Genomic DNA, 23,689 nt, shown 5'->3' on the forward strand with positions numbered 1-23,689 from the left:
TCGACCGTGCGGCTTGACCATATAACACCCAAGCAACGGTGTATCCGCCGCCTGCAGGCGCCAAACACCGCTCGTACTCCGAATTCAGCACTTTCCAGGTTTGCCTGGTGGCCATAGCCCGCGGGAACCACCCGATCCCATTCCGAACTCGGCAGTGAAAACGCGGCGCGCCGATGATAGTGCGGGGCCTCCCCGTGCGAAAGTAGGTCACCGCCAGGCATTTTCGCCAAGCCCTCGGGGTCCCCCCGGGGGCTTTTTTTTTGCGAACAGGGAATGGGCTCGGCGCCATGCACGATTTCCGCCTGGCCGAGGACCGTAAGGACAGGTTGCGGTCGTCGGTGATCGCTGCGATGGTCAAAGGGCGAGGCGGGCCACCTCCGGAAATTCGGCTGTGGGAAGAAGTGGATTCCACGAACGTCCGGCTGCGCGAGCTCGCGGAGACCGGGCTGGAGCCTCCGGTGATCGCCGCTGCTGAACATCAGACCGCCGGAAAGGGGCGGCGCGGCAGGACTTGGCACTCCGCGCACGCCGGCAATCTGTATTTATCCCTGCTGACCCCCCTGCCCTCCCCCGTCCTGATGCCTTGGCTGCCCCTGCTCGTAGGCGTGGCAGTGGCGGAGGTCGTCGAGGCGGCGGGGGGCGCCCTGTGGCTCAAATGGCCCAATGACCTGTTGGATACCCGCGAAAGGAAAGTCGGCGGGATCCTGGTGGAGGCCTCCTCGACGGGGAGGCAAAGAAATGGCGCCGTTATCGGCTTGGGGCTGAACGTGAACGCCCGGGTGATAAATCCCGGTGGCACCGAGCCCGGCTGTCTGTCGGAAATCCTCGGCCATCAATTGGACCGCAATCGGTTGATAGGCGCCCTGTTCAGGACCATCCAGGCTCGGATGGAGGCCATGCAAAACCAGGGTCCGGAAGGGGTCCATGCGGCTTGGCTGGCCAGGGGCCTGTGGCTCGGTGCCCGAGTAGAAGTCCTGTTGGAAGCCGGATGCGATGCGGGAGTCTTCGAAGGGCTCGATGCCCACGGCCGGATCCGGGTGCGTACGGAAGAGGGGGAAAAGCGCTTCGCCGCCGGTGAAATTTCCTTGCGCGCAGACGCAGGAGGTGGAACGTGATCCTTGCCGTTGACGTTGGCAATACCGTCACCCGTGTGGCGGTATTCGGTCGGGAAGGCATGGAATGGTGCGGTCGGGTGCCCACGGACTGTACCGGTTTGCCCGGCAGTCTCGGAAGATTGCTCCAGGAGGCCCCGGGGTTGGAAGAGGTCCAGGTAGCCGGGGTGTGCTCCGTGGTACCGAAAGTCGATCCGGATTTGCGGACGCTAATCCGGGAAATGGGGCTGCAAGTCCTGGAAATTCGTCCGGGCCTCTCCGCCGACATAAGGGTGGGCTACACAATGCCGGAGGAGCTTGGTGTGGATCGCTACGCCAACGCGGCTGCCGCCTACCATCGTTACGGGGGGCCAGTGGCCGTGGTGGATGTGGGTACCGCGCTGACCATGGAAATCGTGGACGAACGGGGTGTTTTATGGGGAGGGCCGATATTCCCGGGCCCGGAGGTGGCGCTGCGGGGCTTGGGTGAGCATGCCGCGCGCCTACAGGGCAGATTGCCAGACGCCGCGGGCCCCATGCTCGCCAGCTCCACCGCGGAGGGAATATCCGCGGGGGTGGCCCACGGATATCCGGCATTGGTGGAAGGGCTGATTTCGCGGGCCCGGGACGCGGTATCCGTGCCACTGCCGGTGATCCTCACCGGAGGCGGCGGCAGCCGGTTGCAGGGTCAGGTGGCCGGGATCGCGGAGCGGATCCCTCACCTTACCCTGGAGGGAATCGCGCTCCTGGCTGGAAACCGCTCGCCCGCCCCTTGAGAAGCCGCGGAAAGTTTCGGTATTCTATCTGTCTTTGCTGGCGTAGCTCAGCTGGTAGAGCAGCTGATTTGTAATCAGCGGGTCGCAGGTTCGACTCCTGTCGCCAGCTCCAGCCCTTGACATTACGGCCCGAGGCCATTAACGTTTCATGCTTCCCATCGCTGGAGGGGTACCCAAGTGGCCAAAGGGAGCAGACTGTAAATCTGCCGGCTCAGCCTTCGGGGGTTCGAATCCTCCCCCCTCCACCAAACAAACGGGCGAAAGCCATGTTCGCCGATGGCCAGCGGTCATCGGCGGATTTCCTTCGGCTGGCGAGAAGCGGCGTATCGCGGCAAGCTGGTACGGAGGCCGATTCACTGCCCACGTAGCTCAGTCGGTAGAGCACACCCTTGGTAAGGGTGAGGTCCTTGGTTCAAGTCCGAGCGTGGGCACCATTCGTTTGTATAGGCATTAGGGCGCACGATCCTCGAAGGGGAGTTTAGTCGATGTCCAAGGAGAAGTTTGAGCGCACCAAGCCGCACGTGAACGTGGGCACCATTGGTCACGTGGACCACGGGAAGACCACCCTGACGGCGGCCATGACCAAGGTCTTGTCTTCGGAGTACGGCGGCGAGAGCCGGGAATTCTCGGACATCGATAACGCCCCCGAAGAGCGCGAGCGCGGGATCACCATCGCCACGGCGCACGTGGAGTACGAGACCTCCAACCGGCACTACGCGCACGTGGACTGCCCGGGGCACGCCGACTACGTGAAGAACATGATCACCGGGGCGGCGCAGATGGACGGCGCGATCCTGGTGGTGTCGGCGGCGGACGGCCCGATGCCGCAGACCCGGGAGCACATCCTGCTGGCCCGGCAGGTGGGCGTGCCGCAGATCGTGGTGTTCCTGAACAAGGCGGACATGGTGGACGACGAGGAGCTGCTGGAGCTCGTCGAGATGGAAGTCCGCGAGCTGCTCGACGAATACGAGTTTGCCGGCGACGAGACCCCGGTGATCGTGGGCTCGGCGCTGAAGGCCCTGGAGGGGGACACCGGCGAGCACGGCGAGGAGGCCATCAACAAGCTGGCCGTCGCCATGGACGAGTACATCCCCACCCCGGACCGGCCGGTGGACCAGGACTTCCTGATGCCCATCGAGGACGTGTTCTCTATCTCCGGGCGCGGCACGGTGGTGACCGGCCGGGTGGAGCGGGGCAAGATCCACACCGGCGACGAGGTGGAGATCGTGGGCCTCAAGGACACCGCGAAGACCACGGTGACCGGCGTGGAGATGTTCCGCAAGCTGCTCGACGAGGGCGAGGCGGGCGACAACGTCGGCTGCCTGCTGCGGGGCATCAAGCGGGAGGACGTGGAGCGGGGCCAGGTGCTGGCCAAGCCCGGGTCCATCACCCCGCACACCCGCTTCAAGGGTGAGGTCTACATCCTGAAGAAGGAAGAAGGTGGCCGCCACACCCCGTTCTTCCAGGGCTACCGGCCGCAGTTCTACTTCCGGACCACGGACGTCACCGGCAGCTGCACCCTGCCGGAGGGCACGGAGATGGTGATGCCCGGCGACAACGTGACCATGGAAGTCAGCCTGATCGCTCCCATCGCCATGGAAGACGGCCTGCGCTTCGCCATCCGCGAGGGCGGCCGCACCGTCGGCGCCGGCGTGGTCGCCCAAATCCTGGAGTAGTCCGGGGAGCCGAGGAAGCTCATGCGTGAACTGTACAGCTTAGCCTGCGGGCAGTGTGGCCGGCGCAACTACACCGGTGACAAGAACAAGCGGAACACCCCCGACAAGCTGGTGTTCCGCAAGTTCTGCCGGTTCTGCCGCGCGCACACGGAGCACCGCGAGGACAAGATCAAATAGCAGGCGGTCCGCCGCCTTGCACCGTTTTGCAGGCCAGTAGCTCGAATTGGCAGAGCAACGGACTCCAAATCCGTAGGTTGGGGGTTCGAATCCCTCCTGGCCTGCCATTTTTTTCTTTATGGGATGCAGCCAATCTTCCCTTCCGCCTAGCACCCCGTACCAACCCGGGCCCCTTTTATGACCGATAAGGCGAAAATTACTGTGGCCGTCGCCGTGTTCGCGGCGGGCGTGCTCGGTTATTACTTTCTCGGAGGCCAGGTCCTGGCGGGCCAGGGGGAATGGGCTCGGTACGCCAGTATCCTGATCGGAGGCGTTGCCGGTGGGGGTATTTACTACACCACCGAGCAGTTCTCCCAGCTGCGTCGCTTTATCCGGGAAGCCCGGGTGGAGCTGAGCCGAGTGGTCTGGCCCAGCCGGCAGGAAACCCTGCAGACCACCGCCGTGGTCATCGGCATGGTGCTGTTTGTGGGGGCCTTTCTGTGGATCGTGGATTGGGTCGTCTTTTCCGCCGTCCGCTACGTAATGGGCTAGGAGGCCGCAATGGCCATGCGCTGGTACGTTGTCCATGCCTATTCCGGCTATGAGAAAAAGGCGAAGGCCATGCTGGAGGAAGCTATCCGACAGGCCGGGATGGAGGATTCCTTCGGGCAGATCCTCGTCCCTACCGAGGAGGTGGTCGACGTGACCTCCAGCAACAAGGGGACCGCCGAGCGCAAGATCTTCCCCGGATACCTGCTCATCGAGATGGAGATGGATGAGCACACCTGGCATCTGGTGAAGGATGTCCCGCGAATTACCGGATTCGTGGGCGGCAAGGCGGGCCAGCCGCACCCTCTGCCGGAAAAGGAGGCGGAAGCCATTCTGCGGCAGATCGAGGAAGGCATGGAGAAGCCGCGACCCAAGGTCACCTTCGCCGTGGGCGAGGCGGTTCATGTTATCGACGGTCCCTTTTCCGGGTTCAACGGGGTGGTGGAAGACGTCAATTACGACAAGAGCACCATCCAGGCCTCGGTAACCATCTTCGGTCGACCCACCCCGGTCGAGCTGGAGTTCAATCAGGTCGAGAAGGCCTGATACCCAAACGGGGGAGCCATTCCAAGCCGCGGATGCCGCGGCCTCTCGGAGAGTGATTCATGGCGAAGAAAATCGAAGCGTACATCAAGCTGCAGGTACCCGCCGGCCAGGCGCAGCCTAGCCCCCCGGTGGGTCCCGCGTTGGGGCAGCACGGCCTCAACATCATGGAGTTCTGCAAGGCCTTTAACGCCCAGACCCAGGAGCTGGAGCAGGGACTGCCGGTGCCGGTGGTGATCACCGTGTTCTCCGACAAGTCCTTCACCTTCGTGACCAAGACCCCGCCGGCCTCGATCCTGCTACTGAAGGCGGCCGGACTCAAGGGCGGGAGCTCCAGCCCGCTTACGAACAAGGTGGGTAAGGTCTCCGAGGCGCAGGTTGAAGAAATCGCCCAGACCAAGCTGCCCGATCTGAACACCAATGACCTGGCCACCGCGGCCACCATGATCAAGGGCACCGCCCGGTCCATGGGTATCGAGGTCGAAGGCTAGGAGGGCGTCATGGCCAAGCAAGGAAAGCGCATAACGGACCTGAAGCAGCAGGTTGAAAAAGGCCACGCCTACGACCTGTCGGAGGCGGTACAGCTCGCCAAGAGTACCAGCAAGGTATCCTTCGACGAGTCGGTGGACGCGTCCTTCAACCTGGGCATCGATCCCCGCAAGGCGGACCAGATGGTTCGCGGCACGGTCACTCTTCCCCACGGCACCGGCAAGACCACCCGGGTGGTGGTGTTCGCCGAAGGCGCTAAAGCGGAAGAGGCCCAGGAAGCGGGGGCCGACCACGTGGGTCTGGAGGACTTGGCGGAAAAGATCGAGGCCGGCTGGACGGACTTCGATCGCGCCGTGGCCACCCCGGACTCCATGCGCGTGGTAGGTCGCCTCGGGCAGATCCTCGGCCCCCGGGGCCTGATGCCGAACCCCAAGGTGGGTACGGTGACCGATGACCTGGCCAACGTGGTTGCCCAGATCAAGGCTGGCCAGGTGGAGTATCGCGCTGACAAGGGCGGTATTGTGCATCTGCCCATCGGCCGAGCCAGCTTCGGGGAAGAGGCGCTGGAGGAGAACCTGAAGGCCGCGGCGGATGCCCTGGTCCGGGCCAAGCCCGCCGCCGCCAAGGGCAAGTATCTCCGGAAAGTGAGCATTTCCTCCACCATGGGTCCCGGGATCCAGGTGGACACCTCTTTCGCCCGCGTATAGGGCGATGTGAAGCCCCGGCTCGCCGGGGCGATGCGACGGCACCGGAATATTCTGGGCCGTCGAAGACCGCAGGTGCCCGGAATGACCGGGCTTAAACCACCGGCCTGCCGAGACGGCGGTGCCGTCCGCGACTCCCTAAACTTTTGGGGGGAATGGCGGGCGGGCCGCAAAACCGAGTAGGGGGATCAGCATTGCTGAACCTGGAGCAGAAAAAGGCGGTAGTCGCTGATCTGCGTGCCCGTTCGGAGGCCGCCCAGGCGGCCATTCTCGCCGACTACCGCGGCCTCACCGTGGACGAGGTCACCAGCCTGCGCGCCGAGCTCACCGAGAACGGCGTGTACTTCAAGGTGGTGAAGAACAACCTCGCCAAGCGGGCCGTGGACGGGACGGACCTGGAGCCCCTCGCCGAGCATTTCTCCGGCCCCACGGCCATGGCCCTCACCGAGGATCCCGTGGCCGCGGCCAAGGTCCTTACCGAGTTCGCCAAGAACCACCAGGACCTGGAAATCAAGGCGGGCGTGCTCCAGGGCAAAACCCTGAGTGGCCAGGACCTTGAGGCGCTGGCGCAGCTGCCTGATCGGCACACGCTTCTCACCCAGCTTGCCGTGGGCCTGAACGCCCCGATCACGAAGCTGGCGCGCGATCTCAATGCCGTCCCGGCGAAGTTTGCGCGAGCCCTGGCCGCCGTTCGGGACCAGAAAGGCGAAGCCGCTTAACCGCCCAAACCGTTTGCATTTCCTAATTTTCGCAAGGGAGTCGCATCATGTCCCAGGAAGAAATCCTGAGCGCTATCGAGAACATGACTGTCCTCGAGCTGTCTGAGCTTGTTAAGGCCATCGAGGAGAAGTTTGACGTATCCGCCGAAGCCCCGGCCGCCGTGGCTGCCGCTCCCGCCGCCGGTGGTGGCGAGGCGGCTGCCGCCGAGCAGGACGAGTTCGATGTCCTCCTCACCGGCGAGGGTGAGAAGAAGGTGCAGACCATTAAGGTGCTCCGCGAGGTGACCGGTCTGGGCCTGAAGGAGGCCAAGGAGATGGTCGAGAACCTGCCGGCGACCCTCAAGGAAGGCGCTTCCAAGGAAGAGGCCGAGGACATCAAGTCCAAGATGGAAGAGGCCGGCGCCCCGGTGGAGCTGAAGTAACCCTCCGAAGTCTCCGGTTATCGCAACCGGTTGAAGCGGCTGGCGGCCCGCACGGGGCGCCAGCCCTTCTGTGTTTCTGAATGACCGCCTTCGAGTCGCCGGCCACCGGGACTCGGGGCCCTGCGAAGCGTTGACCGCCGCTCGTCCCGCCATCCGCGCGATGGATGGGGCCGTGAAGCGGCTACTGCCCGTTCCCGCGACGGCGCGTGCCTTCCACTCCCGTAGGAGTAGCCATGTACTCGCTCACCGAAAAAAAACGGATCCGGAAGGATTTCGGCAAGAACCCCACCATTAGGGAGGTGCCGTACCTGCTGGAGACGCAGGTTGAATCGTACCAACGGTTTCTACAGGCCGGGCGCGGCCCCGAAGACCGTTTGGACGACGGCCTGGAGGAGGTATTCCGCTCCGTTTTCCCGATCGAAGACCAAAGCGGAAAGGCTTCGCTCGAGTACGCCGGCTACGAGTTCGGCGAGCCTTCCTTCGATGTTCGCGAATGCCAGCAGTGGGGCCTGACCTTTTCCCGGCCTCTCCACTGCAAGCTTCGTCTCGTTGTCTACGACAAGGATGAGGCCACAGGCGGCAAGGCCGTGCGCGACATCAAGGAGCAGGAGGTCTACCTGGGGGAGATCCCCTGGCAGACCGAGCGCGGGACGTTCATCGTCAATGGTACGGAACGGGTAATTGTTTCCCAGCTGACCCGCAGCCCCGGCGTGTTCTTCTCGCATGACCGAGGGCAGACCCACAGCTCCGGCAAGCTGCTGCACAACGCCCGAGTGATTCCATACCGGGGCTCCTGGCTGGATTTCGAGTTCGATCCCAAGGACCACCTCTACGTCCGGATCGATCGCCGGCGGAAGCTGCCCGCCTCGGTTTTGCTGCGGGCGCTCGGCTACTCCAACGCCGAGATGCTCGACCTGTTCTTCGAGCGCGAGCATTTCCGCATGGAGGGCAGCGGCATCCGCATGACCCTGGTGCCGGAGCGGCTACAGGGCATGAAAGCGCCTTTCGAGGTGGAGGATCCCGAGGGTGGGGAGCCCCTGGTGGCCATCGGGCAGAAGGTCACCCGGCGTCGGGTGAACCAGCTGAAAGAAGCGGGCATCCAGTCCGTCGAGGTTCCGGAGGGCATCCTGCTCGGCAAGGTCCTGGCCCACGACATCCCCGACACGGAAACCGGGGAGCTCCTGGCCAGCGCCAACGAGGAGGTTACCGAGGATCTCCTGGAACGGCTGCGGGAGGCCGGGGTAACCGAGTTCGAGACCATCTACACCAACGAGATCGATCGCGGCCCGTTCATGTCGGAGACCATCCGGCTGGACCATACCAATACCCAGTCCGAGGCGCAGATCGAGATCTACCGCATGATGCGGCCGGGTGAGCCGCCCACGGAAGAGACGGCGGCGAATCTGTTCAATAATCTGTTCTTCAACGACGAGCGGTATGATCTGTCCGCCGTGGGCCGCATGAAGTTCAACCGCCGGGTGGGCCGAGAGTCCGATGAGGGGCCCGGGACGCTGGATCCCGAGGACATCATCGATGTCATGCGGACGCTCATCTCCCTGAAGAACGGCTTCGGGGATGTGGACGACATTGACCACCTCGGCAACCGGCGGGTCCGCTCGGTGGGGGAGCTTGCCGGTGAGCAGTTCCGCATCGGCCTCGTCCGCATGGAGCGGGCCGTCAAGGAGCGGATGGCGCTCGCCGATGCCGACGACCTGGTGCCGAAGAAGCTGGTGAACGCCAAACCGGTCTCCGCCGCCATCAAGGAGTTCTTCGGCTCCAGCCAGCTCTCCCAGTTCATGGACCAGACCAACCCGCTCTCCGAGGTGACCCACAAGCGCCGGGTCTCCGCGCTGGGACCGGGGGGGCTGTCTCGGGAGCGGGCCGGTTTCGAGGTGCGGGACGTGCACCCCACCCACTACGGCCGGATCTGCCCCATCGAGACGCCGGAAGGCCCCAACATCGGGCTGATCAACTCGTTGTCGAGCTACGCCCGCACCAATCGCTACGGCTTCCTGGAGACGCCGTACCGGCGGGTGGAAAACGGCATGCCCACCGATCAGGTGGACTACCTCTCGGCCATCGAGGAGGGCAACTACGTGATCGCCCAGGCCAACGCGCCGGTGGGCGATGACGGGCAGCTTGAAGCCGACCTGATCTCCTGCCGGCACCGGGGCGAATCCACCCTGGCCCGGCCGGACCAGGTGGAGTACATGGACGTTTCGCCCAAGCAGATCCTCTCCGTGGCTGCCTCGCTGCTGCCCTTCCTGGAGCACGACGACGCCAACCGCGCGCTCATGGGCGCCAATATGCAGCGCCAGGCGGTGCCCACCATCCGCGCCGACAAGCCCTTGGTGGGTACCGGCATGGAACGGCGCGTTGCGGTGGACTCCGGCGTCGCGGTGGCCTCGCGGCGCGGCGGACTGGTTGAATCGGTGGACGCCTCCAGGGTGGTGGTCCGGGTCAACGACGACGAGACCACCCCCGGCGAGCCCGGCGTGGACATCTACAACCTGATCAAGTACAGCCGTTCCAACCAGAACACCTGCATCAACCAGAAGCCCCTGGTCCACCAGGGCCAGCGGATCGAGGCGGGTGACGTGCTGGCCGACGGCCAGAGCACGGACATGGGCGAGCTGGCCCTCGGCCAGAACATGATGACCGCCTTCATGGCCTGGGGCGGATACAATTTCGAGGACTCCATCCTCATCTCCGAGCGGGTGGTGCAGGAGGACCGCTTCACCTCCATCCACGTGGAGGCCTTCTCGGTGATGGCCCGGGACACCAAGCTCGGCGCCGAAGAGATCACGCGGGACATCCCGAACGTCAACGAGGAGGCCCTCGGCGATCTGGACGAGGCCGGCGTGGTGCGGATCGGTGCGGAGGTCAATCCCGGCGACATCCTGGTGGGCAAGGTCACCCCCAAGGGCGAGACCCAGCTCACCCCGGAGGAAAAGCTGCTGCGCGCCATCTTCGGCGAGAAGGCCTCGGACGTGAAGGACACCTCCCTGCGCGCCCCCACGGGCGTGTACGGCACGGTGATCGACGTGCAGGTGTTCACCTCCGAAGGGGTGGAAAAGGACAGCCGCGCCAAGGCCATTGAGGAGGATGAGCTGGCCCGGGTGCAAAAGGATCTGGAGACCCAGCACCGCATCGTCGAGGACGACGCCTACGCGCGGCTCGAGGACCTGCTGGTGGGGAAGGTGGCCGATGGCGGGCCCAATCTGGAGCCGGGTAGCGAAGTCACCTCCGAGTACCTGCAAGGGCTGTCCCGCAAGCGCTGGTTCGAGATCCGCATGCGGGACGAAACCGTCAATGACCAGGTCGACAAGATTCGCGAGCACCTGGAGGAGCAGCGGCAGCTGCTCGAACAGCGGCTGGAGGAAAAGCGCGAGAAGCTCACCTCCGGCGACGAGCTCTCCCCAGGGGTGCTCAAGATGGTGAAGGTGTTCGTCGGCGTGAAGCGGCCGCTGCAGCCCGGCGACAAGATGGCCGGGCGCCACGGCAACAAGGGCCTGATCTCCAAGATCATGCCGCAGGAGGACATGCCCTTCCTGGACGACGGCACTCCGGTGGACGTGGTGCTCAACCCGCTCGGTGTGCCCTCCCGGATGAATGTCGGACAGATCCTGGAGACCCACCTGGGCTGGGCCGCGAAGGCCCTGGGCATGCAGGTGGGCCGGATGCTGGACAATGGCGGTGAGATGAAGGAGGTCCGCGACTTCCTCAACGAGGTCTACGACCACGACGAGGAGCGCGAGGCACTCGCCGAGATGGACGACGGCGAGATCCGCAACCTGGGCCGCAATCTGCGCGGTGGCGTCCCCATGTCGACCCCGGTGTTCGATGGGGCCAGCGAAGGCGAGATCAAGGGGATGCTGCGCAAGGCGGACCTGCCGGATTCCGGCCAGGTGACCCTGTACGACGGCCGCACGGGGGACGCCTTCGACCGGCCGGTAACCGTGGGCTACATGTACATCCTCAAGCTCCATCACCTGGTGGACGACAAGATCCACGCCCGCTCCACCGGCCCCTACTCCCTGGTCACGCAGCAGCCGCTGGGCGGCAAGGCGCAGTTCGGCGGCCAGCGGTTCGGCGAGATGGAGGTATGGGCGCTGGAGGCCTACGGTGCCGCCTACACCCTGCAGGAGATGCTGACCATCAAGTCCGACGACGTAGCCGGGCGGACCGCCGCCTACGAGTCCCTGGTGAAGGGGGACGACAAATTCCAGCCCGGGATCCCCGAATCCTTCAACGTGCTGCTTAGGGAGCTTCGGGCCCTGGCCATCGACGTTGAGCTGGAGTAGATCGCGCGCGCATTGGCGGTGGGGCCGACGGGGGGTTGGCCCCTTTGGGCCGGCGGCATTGCTCGCCGGCGACCGCATCCAGGCGTATTGAGGCGCCAAGGAGGATGACCTTGAAGGACATCATGAACCTGTTCAAACAGACCAGCCAGCAGCTCGACTTCGATGGCGTACGCATCGCCATCGCGTCGCCGGACAAGATCCGGTCCTGGTCCTATGGCGAGGTCAAGAAACCGGAGACCATTAACTACCGGACTTTCAAGCCCGAGCGGGATGGCCTGTTCTGCGCCAAGATCTTCGGCCCGGTCCGGGACTACGAGTGCAATTGCGGCAAATACAAGCGGCTCAAGCACCGCGGCGTCGTCTGCGAGAAGTGCGGTGTGGAGGTTATCCAGTCCAAGGTGCGCCGTGAGCGCATGGGACATATCGATCTGGCCGCTCCGGTGGCCCATATCTGGTTCCTGAAGTCCCTGCCCTCTCGGATGGGGCTCCTTCTGGGCATGACCCTCAAGGACCTCGAGCGGGTGCTTTACTTCGAGTCCTACGTGGTGGTGGATCCGGGCATGACCCCGCTGGAGCGGGGCCAGCTGCTCACCGACGAGCAGTACCTGGACGCCGTGGAAGAGTACGGTGACGATTTCACCGCCATGATGGGTGCTGAGGCCATCCGCGACATGCTGCGTGAGATCGACCTCGACTCCGAGGCCCGGCAGCTTCGCGAGGAGCTGGACGAGACCCGCTCCGAGGCCAAGCGCAAGAAGGTTGCCAAGCGGCTCAAGACCGTGGAGGCCTTCCTGTTCTCCGGCAACCGTCCCGAGTGGATGATCCTTGAGGTGCTGCCGGTGATCCCGCCCGAGCTGCGGCCCCTGGTGCCGCTGGACGGCGGCCGTTTCGCCACCTCTGACCTGAACGACCTCTATCGCCGGGTGATCAACCGGAACAACCGGCTCAAGCGCCTGCTTGACCTCAAGGCGCCCGAGATCATCGTGCGCAACGAAAAGCGCATGCTCCAGGAGGCGGTGGACGCCCTGCTGGACAACGGCCGGCGCGGCAAGGTCATGACCGGGCCCAACAAGCGGCCGCTCAAGTCCCTGGCGGACATGATCAAGGGCAAGCAGGGCCGCTTCCGGCAGAACATGCTCGGCAAGCGCGTGGACTATTCCGGCCGTTCCGTGATCGTGGTGGGTCCGGAGCTCAAGCTCCACCAGTGCGGCCTGCCCAAGAAGATGGCGCTGGAGCTCTTCAAGCCGTTCATCTACAACAAGCTGGAGTCCCGGGGCTACGCCACCACCATCAAGGCCGCCAAGAAGATGGTGGACCAGGAGCGGCCCGAGGTCTGGGACATCCTCGAGGAGGTGATCCGCGAGCATCCCGTGATGCTCAACCGGGCGCCGACCCTGCACCGGCTGGGCATCCAGGCCTTCGAGCCGGTGCTCACCGAGGGCAAGGCCATCCAGCTGCACCCGCTGGTCTGCGTGCCTTACAACGCCGACTTCGACGGCGACCAGATGGCCGTGCACGTGCCGCTGTTCACCGAGGCGCAGATGGAAGCCCGGGTGCTCATGATGAGCTCCAACAACATCCTGGGTCCGGCCAACGGCGAGCCCATCATCTCCCCCACCCAGGACATCGTCCTCGGGCTCTACTACATGACCCGGGAGGCGGTGAACGCCAAGGGCGAGGGTGCCATCTTCCGCGACGTGGACGAGGTGCGCCGCGCCTATGAAACCGGTGCCGTGCACCTGCACGCCAAGATCCATTGCCGGATTCGCGGTGAGCGGGTGGAGACCACCGTGGGCCGCGCCCTGCTGGTGGACATCCTCCCCGGGAAGCTGGAGTTCGGCCTGGTGAACCGGGTGCTGGACAAGAAGGCCATTGGCCAGCTGGTGAAGGCCTGCTATCGCCGTGAGGGCCTGAAGACCACCGTGGTCTTCTCCGACCAGGTCATGTACACCGGCTTCCACTACGCCACCAAGTCGGGAATCTCCTTCGGGCTGGATGACATGGTGATCCCGGATGAGAAGAGCACGTTGCTCGAGGAGGCCCAGGGCGAGGTCAAGGAGATCTACCAGCAGTACACCGACGGCCTGGTAACCAACTCCGAGCGGTACAACAAGGTCATCGACGTCTGGGCGCACACCAACGACAAGGTGGCCGAGAAGATGATGGACGGTCTCGGTACCGACAAGGTCACCGACGCCGAGGGCAAGGAGGTGGAGCAGGAGTCCTTCAACTCCATCTACATGATGGCCGACTCCGGGGCCCGGGGGTCCGCGCAGCAGATCCGGCAGCTGGCGGGCATGCGCGGCCTCATGGCCAAGCCGGACGGCTCCATCATCGAGGCGCCCATCACGGCCAACTTCCGCGAGGGCCTGAACGTTCTGCAGTACTTCATCTCCACCCACGGCGCCCGTAAGGGGCTGGCCGATACGGCGCTCAAGACCGCCAACTCCGGCTACCTGACCCGGCGCCTAGTGGATGTGTCGCAGAGCTGCATCGTCGAGGAGGAGGACTGTGGCACCGAGAACGGCACCGCCATGACCCCGCTCGTGGAAGGCGGCGACGTCGTGGAGCCGCTCTCCGAGCGGGTCCTGGGCCGCGTGACGGCCGAGCCGGTGTACCACCCGAATACCGGCGAGGTCCTCTTCGAGCGCGGCGCCATGCTCGGCGAAAACGAGGTGGAGCAGCTGGACGAGCTGGGCGTGGACCAGGTGGTGGCCCGCTCCGTGCTGACCTGCGAATCCCGCCACGGCGTCTGTGCCAACTGCTACGGCCGGGATCTGGGCCGCGGCTCCCGGGTGACCACCGGCGAGGCCGTGGGCATCGTCGCCGCCCAGTCCATCGGCGAGCCGGGCACCCAGCTCACCATGCGGACGTTCCACATCGGCGGCGCCGCGTCCCGCTCCGCCGAGCAGGCCTCCCAGGAGACCAAATACGGCGGCTACGTGCGCTTCGAGAACCTGAAGACCGTGACCGACCGGAACGGACGCGCGGTGGTGGTCTCCCGTAATGGCGAGATGACCGTGAACGAGGAGACCGGCCGGGAGCGGGAGCGCTACAAGATCCCCTACGGTGCCACGCTCACCGTGGAGGAAGGCGGCCACGCCGAAGCCGGCGCTACCCTGGCCGAGTGGGACCCTTACACCATGCCCATCCTTACCGAGGTGGGGGGTACCGCCCGCTTCCAGGACATCGAGTCCGGCTCCACCGCCACCCAGCAGGTGGACGAGGTCACCGGCCTCACCAGCATGCAGGTGACGGACGTGAGCGGCGCCAAGGGTCGTGACATGCGGCCGCGCATCGAGCTCGTGGACGATTCCGGAGAGCCGGTGAAGATCTCCGGAACCGACCTGCCCGCCCGGTACTATCTGCCGGCCGGAGCGATCATCTCGGTGAACGACAACGATGCGCTCCACCCCGGCGACGTACTGGCGCGTATCCCGCGTGAGACCTCCAAGACCAAGGACATCACCGGCGGTCTGCCCCGGGTGGCGGAGCTCTTCGAAGCGCGCAAGCCCAAGGAGCACGCCGTGCTCGCCGAGAACGAGGGCCTGGTCTCCTTCGGCAAGGACACCAAGGGCAAGCGCCGGGTTCTGGTGCGCACCAGCGACGGCGACGAGCACGAGTACCTGATCCCCAAGGGCCGCCGGATCGCCGTGAACGAGGGCGACCACGTCCGGCCGGGCGATCCCATCGTGGATGGCTCGCCGGTGCCGCAGGATATCCTCAATATCCTCGGCATCGAGGCCCTGGCGCGTTACATCGTGGACGAGGTGCAGGAGGTCTATCGCCTGCAGGGCGTGAAGATCAACGACAAGCACATCGAGATCATCGTGCGGCAGATGCTGCGGCGCCGGGAGATCATGGAGGCCGGGGATTCCCGCTTCCTCGAAGGGGACCAGGTGGACCGGGCCGTACTGGAGGAGGAAAACGACCGCCTCCGCGCCGAGGACAAGACCGAGGCGGTGGGCCGGCCCATGTTGCTGGGTCTGACCAAGGCCAGCCTGTCCACGGAGTCCTTCATCTCCGCGGCATCCTTCCAGGAGACCACCCGGGTGCTCACCGAGGCGGCCATGGAGGGGCGCGTGGATACCCTGCGCGGCCTGAAGGAGAACCTGATCGTGGGTCGCCTGATTCCGGCGGGTACCGGCCTCGCCTACCACAGCCTGCGCCAGGCCCAGCGTGAGCCGGAGGTTTCCGAGGAGGCCCCGGCGGCCGAGGGTGAAGGCGAGTCCGCCGTGAACGCCCAGTGGGCCTAGGGTGTAACTGAAGCCGGCGTGTCGAGGGCACGGCGGGCTGTCTGCCCGTCGTGCCGTTTCTTGACACCCTACAATGCGCAAACTACAATTCTCTGCTTTCCCATGACGGGCCGGAGTCATCGGCCTGTCATTTATTTTGAAGGGAGCGAGTCGCATGCCGACCATCAACCAGTTGGTGCGCAAGCGGCGCAAGAAGGTCGTAGAGAAGAGCAATACGCCCGCGCTGGATTCCTGTCCGCAGCGGCGGGGCGTTTGCACCCGTGTCTACACCGCGACGCCCAAGAAGCCGAACTCGGCGCTGCGAAAGGTGGCCCGTGTGCGGCTCACCAATGGGAAGGAAGTAAGTACGTATATTCCCGGCGAAGGCCACAACCTGCAGGAGCACTCGGTGGTTCTGGTTCGGGGTGGCCGGGTGAAGGACCTGCCGGGTGTGCGTTATCACGTGGTTCGCGGGGCCCTGGATACGGCCGGGGTGAGCGACCGCCGTCAGGCGCGCTCGAAATACGGCACCCGGCGGCCGAAGTAAGGGGAAGGCGAAATGCCCAGGAGACGTGAGGTACCGAAGCGCGAGGTGCTGCCGGATCCGAAGTACGGTTCCAAGACGGCGGCGAAGTTCATCAACCACCTCATGCGTGACGGGAAGAAAAACACCGCCGAGCGAACCCTCTACCGTGCGTTCGATCAGATCCGCGACGCCAAGGGCGAGGATCCGGTGGAGGTGTTCGAGACGGCGCTGGAGAACATCCGCCCCGTGGTGGAGGTCAAGAGCCGCCGCGTGGGCGGGGCGACCTACCAGGTTCCTGTGGAGGTGCGCGCTCAGCGACGCACCGCGCTCGCCATGCGTTGGCTCGTCCAGTACGCCCGTCAGCGGCAGGAAAAGAGCATGTTCCAGCGGCTCGCCAACGAGCTGATGGAGGCCGCGGACGGCCGCGGCGGCGCCGTGCGCAAGCGCGAAGAGACGCACAAGATGGCCGAGGCCAACAAGGCCTTCGCCCATTACCGCTGGTAAATCCGGCAAAAATCCGAATTTCGTTCGTCGACGGACCAAGAGGCTCCCGCCGTGGCTAGGAAGACTCCCCTGGAGCGGTATCGGAATATCGGCATCATGGCGCACATCGATGCCGGCAAGACCACCGCTACCGAGCGCATACTTTTTTACACCGGCATCTCCCACAAGATGGGGGAGACCCACGACGGTGCGTCGGTGATGGACTGGATGGAGCAGGAGCAGGAGCGCGGAATCACCATTACTTCCGCGGCGACCACCTGCTTCTGGCGGGGCATGGAGCAGCAGTTTCCCGAGCACCGAATCAACATCATCGACACGCCCGGCCACGTGGATTTCACCATCGAGGTGGAGCGTTCTCTCCGGGTGCTGGACGGCTCGATCGCCGTCTTTTGCGCCGTGGGTGGCGTGGAGCCGCAGTCCGAGACGGTGTGGCGGCAGGCCGATAAGTACGAAGTCCCGCGCATGGCGTTCGTCAACAAGATGGACCGCATGGGCGCGGATTTCTACAACGTCATGAACGAGATGCGGGAGCAGCTCGGCGCCCGCCCGGTCGCGGTCACCCTGCCGATCGGCGCGGGCGAGGACTTCGAGGGCGTGGTGGACCTGCTGCGGATGAAGGCCATCCATTGGGACATGGAGACCATGGGGGCCAACTTCACCGAGTCCGAGATCCCGGAGGACCTCCAGGGGCTCGCCCAGGAGTACCGGGAGTCCCTCGTGGAGGCCGCGGCCGAGGGCGACGAGGAGCTGATGGAGAAGTACCTCGAGGAGGGCGAGCTCGCCCCCGAAGAGGTCATCAGGGGGCTGCGGCTGAGCACCCTGGCGCAGCAGATCGTGCCGGTGTATTGCGGCTCCGCCTTCAAGAACAAGGGCGTTCAGTCGCTGCTCGACGGCGTGATTGAGTTCATGCCGAGCCCGCAGGATATTCCTGCCATCAAGGGCGACGACCCGGATTCGGGAGAGGAGCTCGAGCGCCATCCAGACGACGAGGAGCCCTTCTCGGCCCTCGCCTTCAAGGTGGCCACCGACCCCTACGCCGGACAGCTCACCTTCATGCGCTGCTATTCCGGCAGCCTCTCCTCCGGCGCCAACCTCTTCAACCCGCTGAAGAACAAGAAGGAGCGCATCGGCCGCCTGCTGCACATGCACTCCAACGAGCGGAAAGAGGTAACCGAGGTGCACGCCGGCGACATTTTCGCCGCGGTGGGCCTCAAGAACACCGGTACCGGTGAGACCCTGTCCGACCCCAAGAACCAGATCATCCTGGAGCGGATGGAGTTCCCGGACCCGGTGATCTCCGTTGCCATCGAGCCCAAGTCCAAGGCCGACCAGGAGAAGCTCGGCACCGCGCTCGGCAAGCTGGCCCAGGAGGACCCCTCCTTCCAGGTGCGCACCGACGAGGAGAGCGGCCAGACGGTGATCTCCGGCATGGGTGAGCTGCACCTGGAGGTGATCGTTGACCGACTCAAGCGCGAGTTCAACGTGGAGGCCAATGTCGGCCAGCCGCAGGTGGCCTATCGGGAGACAATCCGCAAGCCGGTGGAGCAGGAAGGCAAGTTCATCCGGCAGTCCGGCGGCCGCGGGCAGTATGGTCACGTATTCCTGAATATCGAGCCCAACGAGCAGGGTGCCGGGTTCGAGTTCGTGGATAAGATCGTCGGCGGCGTGGTGCCCAAGGAGTATATCCCCGCCGTGGGACAAGGCGCCAGAGAGGCTCTGGAGAACGGCATCCTGGCCGGCTATCCCATGGTGGACGTCAAGGTGACCCTGTTCGACGGCACTTTCCACGAGGTGGACTCCAGCGAGGCGGCCTTCAAGATCGCCGGTTCGCAGGCCATCCAGGAAGGGGCCCGCAAGGCCGATCCGGTCATCCTCGAGCCCATGATGGAGGTGGAGGTAGTAACCCCCGAGGAGTTCATGGGGGACGTGATCGGCGACCTGAACAGCCGCCGCGGCCACGTCGGTTCCATGGAGGACAGCAAGGCCGGGAAGGTGGTTAGCGCGGAAGTGCCGCTCGCCGAGATGTTCGGCTATGCGACCACCCTGCGGTCCCTGACCCAGGGCCGGGCTACCTACACCATGCAGCCGAGCAGCTACGCGGAAGTGCCGCAGAGCGTCGCAAAAGAGATCATCGCCAAGGCGCACGGCTAGGCGAACGGACCGCTTGAGGGGAGGGACACGAAATGTCCAAGGAGAAGTTTGAGCGCACCAAGCCGCACGTGAACGTGGGCACCATTGGTCACGTGGACCACGGGAAGACCACCCTGACGGCGGCCATGACCAAGGTCTTGTCTTCGGAGTACGGCGGCGAGAGCCGGGAATTCTCGGACATCGATAACGCCCCCGAAGAGCGCGAGCGCGGGATCACCATCGCCACGGCGCACGTGGAGTACGAGACCTCCAACCGGCACTACGCGCACGTGGACTGCCCGGGGCACGCCGACTACGTGAAGAACATGATCACCGGGGCGGCGCAGATGGACGGCGCGATCCTGGTGGTGTCGGCGGCGGACGGCCCGATGCCGCAGACGCGGGAGCACATCCTGCTGGCCCGGCAGGTGGGCGTGCCGCAGATCGTGGTGTTCCTGAACAAGGCGGACATGGTGGACGACGAGGAGCTGCTGGAGCTCGTCGAGATGGAAGTCCGCGAGCTGCTCGACGAATATGAGTTTGCCGGCGACGAGACCCCGGTGATCGTGGGCTCGGCGCTGAAGGCCCTGGAGGGGGACACCGGCGAGCACGGCGAGGAGGCCATCAACAAGCTGGCCGTCGCCATGGACGAGTACATCCCCACCCCGGACCGGCCGGTGGACCAGGACTTCCTGATGCCCATCGAGGACGTGTTCTCCATCTCCGGGCGCGGCACGGTGGTGACCGGCCGGGTGGAGCGGGGCAAGATCCACACCGGCGACGAGGTGGAGATCGTGGGCCTCAAGGACACCGCGAAGACCACGGTGACCGGCGTGGAGATGTTCCGCAAGCTGCTCGACGAGGGCGAGGCGGGCGACAACGTCGGCTGCCTGCTGCGGGGCATCAAGCGGGAGGACGTGGAGCGGGGCCAGGTGCTGGCCAAGCCCGGGTCCATCACCCCGCACACCCGCTTCAAGGGTGAGGTCTACATCCTGAAGAAGGAAGAAGGCGGCCGCCACACCCCGTTCTTCCAGGGCTACCGGCCGCAGTTCTACTTCCGGACCACGGACGTCACCGGCAGCTGCACCCTGCCGGAGGGCACGGAGATGGTGATGCCCGGCGACAACGTGACCATGGAAGTCAACCTGATCGCCCCCATCGCCATGGAAGACGGTCTGCGCTTCGCCATCCGCGAGGGCGGCCGCACCGTCGGCGCCGGCGTGGTCGCCCAAATCCTGGAGTAACAGCCAAATGGCCGTCGTTAAACAGCAAAAGATTCGCATCCGCCTTAAGGCCTACGATCACAAGCTGCTGGATCATTCGGCCGCAGAGATCGTCAACACGGCCAAGCGCACCGGCGCCCGGGTTCAGGGTCCGGTTCCGCTGCCCACGCGGGTGGAGAAGTTCACCGTCCTGCGGTCGCCCCACGTGGACAAGCGGGGTATGGACCAATTCGAATGCCGTACCCACAAGCGGCTTCTCGACATCGTCGACCCCACCGACCAGACCGTGGACGCCCTGATGAAATTGGATCTGGCGGCGGGCGTCGACGTCCAGATCAAGCTCTAGCGGGATCAGGTCATGGCAATTGGCGTAATTGGAAAGAAAGTCGGAATGTCCCGCGTGTTCACCGAATCCGGGGAAAGCATCCCCGTAACGGTGATCGAGGTAACCTCTAATCGGGTTACCCAGGTAAAGGACGCCGACCGCGACGGCTACAGCGCGGTTCAGGTGACGACCGGCCAGCGAAAGCCTCACCGGATCTCCAAGCCTTTGGCCGGCCACGCCGCCAAGGCCGGGGTGGAGCCCGGGCGCACCACACGGGAGTTCCGCCCCGCCGACGGGGAGGAGCTCCCCGAAAGCGGCTCCGTCCTGGAGGTGGACCGGTTCGAGGCGGGTCAGCGCGTGGATATCAGCGGCATCACCAAGGGCCGGGGCTACGCGGGCACCATGAAGCGGTGGAACTTCGGAGGCGGGCCCGCTACCCACGGCGCCCACAAGATTCACCGCAAGGGTGGCTCCATCGGTCAAATGCAGGATCCCGGCCGGGTGTTCAAGGGCAAGAAGATGTCCGGGCAGATGGGCGGACGTCGATCCACACAGCAGAATCTCGAGGTGGTACGCGTGGACGCCGACCGGCAGATCCTGCTCGTTCGGGGGGCGATCCCCGGCGCGAAGAATTCGGATGTGCTCGTCCGGCCCACGGTGAAGTCCTGAATCCGCCCTTCGGAGGGGGAGCTTCCTCCGTCTGGCGAAGAAACCAAGGAAATTCAGCGCTTACACCGGGAGCGACCAGGCTCCGCGATAGGGTCCAGCACCTCCCCGCACCGGCCCGTCTATGAAAGGGGTTGGGGCGGGTCCGGTTAGGGCTCCATTTTACGGTCTTTCGGGGCGGGTCCCCTGGGACCAAGGGAAGACAGCAACCGGTGGTTACGGCGGGCTGAAAGGGTAAAACATGCAGATCCCAGTAAAGACCCCGAATAATGAAGAAAAGGGTGCCGCCGAGCTGGCGGACGCGGTATTTGCCGTGCCCTTCCGCGAAGGCCTGATCCACCAGGTGGTCCAAGCCACCATGGCAGGGCAGCGCGCGGGGACCCATGACACCAAGACCCGCGGGGAGATCGCCGGGGGCGGCCGCAAGCCCTGGCGCCAGAAAGGAACGGGCCGTGCCCGTGCGGGGACCATTCGCAGCCCGCTCTGGCGCGGCGGCGGCACGGTGTTCGGTCCCACCCCGCGCTCCTACGCCCAGAAGGTGAACAAGAAGATGCGGCAGGGGGCGATACGCTCCCTGCTCTCCGAGCTGGCCCGGCGTGAGGAGCTGCTGGTGGTTCAGGGGTTGGGCGTCAGCGAGGGCAAGACCCGGGAGCTCGCCGGGACCTTGAAGGCGCTGGACGCCGAGGATGCCCTGGTCATTACAACCGCCGACGACACGCTGGTCGCCCGCGCCGGAGGGAATCTTCCCCGGGTGGACGTGATGACGAGCAAACAAGTGGGGGCCCTCGCCCTGGTGAAGCACGCCAAGGTGGTAGCCACCGAGGAAGCCCTGCGTGAGCTGGAGGAACGCCTCTCATGAACCATGAACGGCTGACTCAGGTGCTGCGTTCGCCGATCGTCACCGAGAAATCCACCCGGCTGCGGGCCGAGGGCAACCAGATCGCCTTCGCCGTCGCTCGGGACGCCACCAAGCACGAGATCAAGAAGGCCGTCGAGGACCGCTTCGGCGTCAATGTGGAAAAAGTGCAGACCGCCAACGTCAAGGGCAAGCCCAAGCGTTTCGGTCGTATTCAAGGGCGCCGCAAGGATTGGAAGAAGGCCTACGTCCGGCTCAGCGAGGGGCAGGACATCGACTTCTTCGGCGCGGAATAAGGGTAGGAGCCTCCCATGCCGACCAAGAAACGTAAGCCCACTTCCCCGGGGAGCCGGTACCGGATCACCGTCATGAATCCGGACCTGCACAAAGGGGAGCCGGAAAAGAGCCTCATCGCTAAGAGCAAGCGGGTGGACGGTCGCAACGACGGCGGCCGCATCTCCGTTCGCCGTCGCGGAGGCTCCCACAAGCGGCGCCTTCGGATCGTGGACTTCAAGCGGGACAAAGACGGGATTCCTGCCCGCGTGGACCGCCTGGAATACGACCCCAACCGGAGCGCCCATCTCGCCTTGGTGGTGTACGAGGACGGCGAAAAGCGTTATATTGTCGCGCCTCGCAATCTCAAGGTGGGTGACCGCATCCAGTCGGGTGAAGAGGCGCCCATCCGTCCGGCCAACTGCCTACCGATCCGGAACATTCCAACCGGAACGGTGATCCACAATGTCGAGCTCAAGCCCGGCAAGGGTGGTCAGATCGCCCGGGCCGCCGGCGCCAGCGCGCAGCTGCTGGCGCGGGAAGGACGCGAAGCCCAGGTGCGGATGTCCTCCGGGGAGGTCCGTCGCGTGAGCGTGGACTGTCGCGCGGTTGTTGGCGAGGTGGGCAACTCCGACCACGCCAACCAGGTGCTGGGCAAGGCCGGTGCGAGCCGCTGGCGGGGCCGGAGGCCCAAGGTCCGCGGTGTCTCGATGAATCCGGTGGACCATCCCCACGGCGGCGGCGAGGGGCACACCAAAGGTGGCCGCCATCCGGTGACGCCCTGGGGTCAGCCCACCAAGGGCCACCGCACCCGGAACAACAAGCGAACCGACCAGCTGATCGTCCGCCGCCGTAAGAAGTAGGGCCGCACGGTAACAGGGAGCGTACAAATGCCTCGGTCAATCAAGAAGGGGCCCTTCGTCGACGACCACCTGATGAAGAAGGTGGAGTCCGCCTCGGCGGGGGGCGACAAGAAGCCGATCAAGACTTGGTCGCGGCGATCCACGGTGACGCCGGAGATGATCGGGCTCACCATCGCCGTCCATAACGGCCGGCAGCACGTACCTGTGGCGGTCAACGAGAATATGGTCGGCCACAAGCTCGGGGAGTTTGCCCCCACCCGGAACTTTCGGGGGCATAAAGTCGACAAGAAGGCGCGTCGGTAATGAGTGAAGAAAAGCTTGAAGCACGGGCCATTACCCGGTCGGTGCGGCTTTCTCCGCGCAAGACCCGGCTGGTGGTGGACCAGATTCGGGGCAAGCCCGTCGAGCAGGCCCTGGAGTTTTTGACTTTCGAGCGTCGGAAGCCGGCCCACTACGTTAGGAAGACCCTGGATTCGGCCATCTCCAATGCCGAGCACAACGAGGGTCTGGACGTGGACCAGCTGGTCGTCAAGGCGGCCTATGTCGACGAGGGTCCCGCCATGAAGCGCTTCCGGCCGCGGGCCATGGGGCGGGCCACCATGATTCAGAAGCCCACCAGCCACATCACCATCGTGGTGGCGCAGGGATAAAAGGACGCA

Annotated in this window: 23 protein-coding genes, 4 tRNA genes and 1 rRNA gene; all 28 read left to right on the top strand. The window is 65.0% G+C overall.

From position 1 onward, the window contains the following. Positions 1-103 precede the first annotated feature (103 nt). Positions 104-219: ribosomal RNA gene (rrf, locus tag ACERLL_RS02110) — 5S ribosomal RNA — on the top strand. Between the two features lie 68 nt (positions 220-287). Further along, positions 288-1,115, top strand: a complete 828-nt coding sequence (locus ACERLL_RS02115) for a biotin--[acetyl-CoA-carboxylase] ligase (protein WP_373654415.1) — start codon at positions 288-290, stop codon at positions 1,113-1,115. After that, positions 1,112-1,867 (top strand): type III pantothenate kinase, encoded by a 756-nt coding sequence (locus ACERLL_RS02120; RefSeq protein WP_373654416.1) that lies wholly within the window; start codon positions 1,112-1,114, stop codon positions 1,865-1,867. The genes ACERLL_RS02115 and ACERLL_RS02120 overlap by 4 nt, the downstream gene beginning before the upstream one ends. Before the next feature lie 36 nt (positions 1,868-1,903). After that, positions 1,904-1,979 (top strand) — tRNA-Thr (locus ACERLL_RS02125). Between the two features lie 51 nt (positions 1,980-2,030). Beyond that, a tRNA-Tyr gene (locus ACERLL_RS02130) sits at positions 2,031-2,115 on the top strand. Positions 2,116-2,225: 110 nt separating this feature from the next. Continuing rightward, positions 2,226-2,301, top strand: a tRNA-Thr gene (locus ACERLL_RS02135). Between the two features lie 51 nt (positions 2,302-2,352). Further along, the gene (gene tuf / locus ACERLL_RS02140; RefSeq protein WP_373654417.1) at positions 2,353-3,543 is read left to right on the top strand and encodes an elongation factor Tu; all 1,191 of its coding nucleotides are present in this window, start codon (positions 2,353-2,355) and stop codon (positions 3,541-3,543) included. Between the two features lie 21 nt (positions 3,544-3,564). Then, positions 3,565-3,720 carry a 50S ribosomal protein L33 gene (rpmG, locus tag ACERLL_RS02145; protein WP_373654418.1) on the top strand — a complete coding sequence of 52 codons (156 nt, stop codon included), beginning with the start codon at positions 3,565-3,567 and terminating at the stop codon, positions 3,718-3,720. A gap of 30 nt (positions 3,721-3,750) precedes the next feature. Then, positions 3,751-3,827: transfer RNA gene (locus tag ACERLL_RS02150), tRNA-Trp, on the top strand. 94 nt (positions 3,828-3,921) lie between these two features. Beyond that, entirely contained in the window at positions 3,922-4,251 is a 330-nt protein-coding gene (gene secE, locus ACERLL_RS02155) for a preprotein translocase subunit SecE (RefSeq protein WP_373654419.1), read from the top strand. A gap of 9 nt (positions 4,252-4,260) precedes the next feature. Next, positions 4,261-4,794, top strand: a complete 534-nt coding sequence (gene nusG / locus ACERLL_RS02160) for a transcription termination/antitermination protein NusG (protein ID WP_373654420.1) — start codon at positions 4,261-4,263, stop codon at positions 4,792-4,794. Positions 4,795-4,853: 59 nt separating this feature from the next. Beyond that, positions 4,854-5,282, top strand: coding sequence for a 50S ribosomal protein L11 (rplK, locus tag ACERLL_RS02165; protein ID WP_373654421.1), 429 nt, complete (start codon positions 4,854-4,856; stop codon positions 5,280-5,282). A 9-nt stretch (positions 5,283-5,291) separates the two neighbouring features. Further along, positions 5,292-5,987: a 50S ribosomal protein L1 gene (gene rplA / locus ACERLL_RS02170; protein WP_373654422.1), complete on the top strand. Its 696-nt coding sequence runs from the start codon at positions 5,292-5,294 to the stop codon at positions 5,985-5,987. A 191-nt stretch (positions 5,988-6,178) separates the two neighbouring features. Then, positions 6,179-6,703: a 50S ribosomal protein L10 gene (gene rplJ, locus ACERLL_RS02175; protein WP_373654423.1), complete on the top strand. Its 525-nt coding sequence runs from the start codon at positions 6,179-6,181 to the stop codon at positions 6,701-6,703. 47 nt (positions 6,704-6,750) lie between these two features. Beyond that, entirely contained in the window at positions 6,751-7,125 is a 375-nt protein-coding gene (rplL, locus tag ACERLL_RS02180; RefSeq protein ID WP_373654424.1) for a 50S ribosomal protein L7/L12, read from the top strand. Between the two features lie 233 nt (positions 7,126-7,358). Continuing rightward, entirely contained in the window at positions 7,359-11,429 is a 4,071-nt protein-coding gene (gene rpoB / locus ACERLL_RS02185) for a DNA-directed RNA polymerase subunit beta (protein WP_373654425.1), read from the top strand. A 110-nt stretch (positions 11,430-11,539) separates the two neighbouring features. Beyond that, entirely contained in the window at positions 11,540-15,685 is a 4,146-nt protein-coding gene (rpoC, locus tag ACERLL_RS02190; protein ID WP_373654426.1) for a DNA-directed RNA polymerase subunit beta', read from the top strand. A gap of 154 nt (positions 15,686-15,839) precedes the next feature. Then, positions 15,840-16,211 (top strand): 30S ribosomal protein S12, encoded by a 372-nt coding sequence (gene rpsL / locus ACERLL_RS02195; RefSeq protein ID WP_373654427.1) that lies wholly within the window; start codon positions 15,840-15,842, stop codon positions 16,209-16,211. A 12-nt stretch (positions 16,212-16,223) separates the two neighbouring features. Further along, positions 16,224-16,694, top strand: coding sequence for a 30S ribosomal protein S7 (rpsG, locus tag ACERLL_RS02200; RefSeq protein ID WP_373654428.1), 471 nt, complete (start codon positions 16,224-16,226; stop codon positions 16,692-16,694). A 51-nt stretch (positions 16,695-16,745) separates the two neighbouring features. Continuing rightward, positions 16,746-18,845 carry an elongation factor G gene (fusA, locus tag ACERLL_RS02205; protein WP_373654429.1) on the top strand — a complete coding sequence of 700 codons (2,100 nt, stop codon included), beginning with the start codon at positions 16,746-16,748 and terminating at the stop codon, positions 18,843-18,845. A 32-nt stretch (positions 18,846-18,877) separates the two neighbouring features. Continuing rightward, a complete protein-coding gene (gene tuf / locus ACERLL_RS02210) occupies positions 18,878-20,068 on the top strand; it encodes an elongation factor Tu (protein WP_373654430.1) in 1,191 nt (396 codons plus the stop codon). A 7-nt stretch (positions 20,069-20,075) separates the two neighbouring features. Then, positions 20,076-20,393, top strand: coding sequence for a 30S ribosomal protein S10 (gene rpsJ, locus ACERLL_RS02215; RefSeq protein ID WP_054965184.1), 318 nt, complete (start codon positions 20,076-20,078; stop codon positions 20,391-20,393). Between the two features lie 12 nt (positions 20,394-20,405). Next, a complete protein-coding gene (gene rplC / locus ACERLL_RS02220) occupies positions 20,406-21,041 on the top strand; it encodes a 50S ribosomal protein L3 (RefSeq protein WP_373654431.1) in 636 nt (211 codons plus the stop codon). Between the two features lie 238 nt (positions 21,042-21,279). Continuing rightward, positions 21,280-21,897, top strand: coding sequence for a 50S ribosomal protein L4 (gene rplD, locus ACERLL_RS02225; RefSeq protein ID WP_373654432.1), 618 nt, complete (start codon positions 21,280-21,282; stop codon positions 21,895-21,897). Then, entirely contained in the window at positions 21,894-22,190 is a 297-nt protein-coding gene (rplW, locus tag ACERLL_RS02230; protein ID WP_373654433.1) for a 50S ribosomal protein L23, read from the top strand. The genes rplD and rplW overlap by 4 nt, the downstream gene beginning before the upstream one ends. A 15-nt stretch (positions 22,191-22,205) precedes the next feature. Next, positions 22,206-23,030, top strand: a complete 825-nt coding sequence (gene rplB / locus ACERLL_RS02235; protein ID WP_373654434.1) for a 50S ribosomal protein L2 — start codon at positions 22,206-22,208, stop codon at positions 23,028-23,030. A 27-nt stretch (positions 23,031-23,057) separates the two neighbouring features. After that, on the top strand, positions 23,058-23,333 hold the full coding sequence (gene rpsS, locus ACERLL_RS02240) for a 30S ribosomal protein S19 (RefSeq protein ID WP_373654435.1): 276 nt from the start codon (positions 23,058-23,060) through the stop codon (positions 23,331-23,333). Beyond that, a complete protein-coding gene (rplV, locus tag ACERLL_RS02245; protein ID WP_373654436.1) occupies positions 23,333-23,680 on the top strand; it encodes a 50S ribosomal protein L22 in 348 nt (115 codons plus the stop codon). The genes rpsS and rplV overlap by 1 nt, the downstream gene beginning before the upstream one ends. The last annotated feature ends 9 nt before the right edge of the window (positions 23,681-23,689 follow it).

This window comes from Thiohalorhabdus sp. Cl-TMA, assembly GCF_041821045.1.
Taxonomy (GTDB): Bacteria; Pseudomonadota; Gammaproteobacteria; order Thiohalorhabdales; family Thiohalorhabdaceae; genus Thiohalorhabdus; species Thiohalorhabdus methylotropha.

Bases quoted from the DNA above. Each gene is read 5' to 3' on its own strand.
- rpsS (WP_373654435.1), top strand. From the start codon at position 23,058: ATGCCTCGGTCAATCAAGAAGGGGCCCTTCGTCGACGACCACCTGATG.
- rplA (WP_373654422.1), top strand. From the start codon at position 5,292: ATGGCCAAGCAAGGAAAGCGCATAACGGACCTGAAGCAGCAGGTTGAA.
- rplW (WP_373654433.1), top strand. From the start codon at position 21,894: ATGAACCATGAACGGCTGACTCAGGTGCTGCGTTCGCCGATCGTCACC.
- ACERLL_RS02115 (WP_373654415.1), top strand. From the start codon at position 288: ATGCACGATTTCCGCCTGGCCGAGGACCGTAAGGACAGGTTGCGGTCG.
- rpsJ (WP_054965184.1), top strand. From the start codon at position 20,076: ATGGCCGTCGTTAAACAGCAAAAGATTCGCATCCGCCTTAAGGCCTAC.
- rpsL (WP_373654427.1), top strand. From the start codon at position 15,840: ATGCCGACCATCAACCAGTTGGTGCGCAAGCGGCGCAAGAAGGTCGTA.
- rplD (WP_373654432.1), top strand. From the start codon at position 21,280: ATGCAGATCCCAGTAAAGACCCCGAATAATGAAGAAAAGGGTGCCGCC.
- rpsG (WP_373654428.1), top strand. From the start codon at position 16,224: ATGCCCAGGAGACGTGAGGTACCGAAGCGCGAGGTGCTGCCGGATCCG.
- nusG (WP_373654420.1), top strand. From the start codon at position 4,261: ATGGCCATGCGCTGGTACGTTGTCCATGCCTATTCCGGCTATGAGAAA.
- rplL (WP_373654424.1), top strand. From the start codon at position 6,751: ATGTCCCAGGAAGAAATCCTGAGCGCTATCGAGAACATGACTGTCCTC.
- rpoB (WP_373654425.1), top strand. From the start codon at position 7,359: ATGTACTCGCTCACCGAAAAAAAACGGATCCGGAAGGATTTCGGCAAG.
- rplB (WP_373654434.1), top strand. From the start codon at position 22,206: ATGCCGACCAAGAAACGTAAGCCCACTTCCCCGGGGAGCCGGTACCGG.
- rplK (WP_373654421.1), top strand. From the start codon at position 4,854: ATGGCGAAGAAAATCGAAGCGTACATCAAGCTGCAGGTACCCGCCGGC.
- tuf (WP_373654417.1), top strand. From the start codon at position 2,353: ATGTCCAAGGAGAAGTTTGAGCGCACCAAGCCGCACGTGAACGTGGGC.
- rplC (WP_373654431.1), top strand. From the start codon at position 20,406: ATGGCAATTGGCGTAATTGGAAAGAAAGTCGGAATGTCCCGCGTGTTC.
- rplV (WP_373654436.1), top strand. From the start codon at position 23,333: ATGAGTGAAGAAAAGCTTGAAGCACGGGCCATTACCCGGTCGGTGCGG.
- rpmG (WP_373654418.1), top strand. From the start codon at position 3,565: ATGCGTGAACTGTACAGCTTAGCCTGCGGGCAGTGTGGCCGGCGCAAC.
- tuf (WP_373654430.1), top strand. From the start codon at position 18,878: ATGTCCAAGGAGAAGTTTGAGCGCACCAAGCCGCACGTGAACGTGGGC.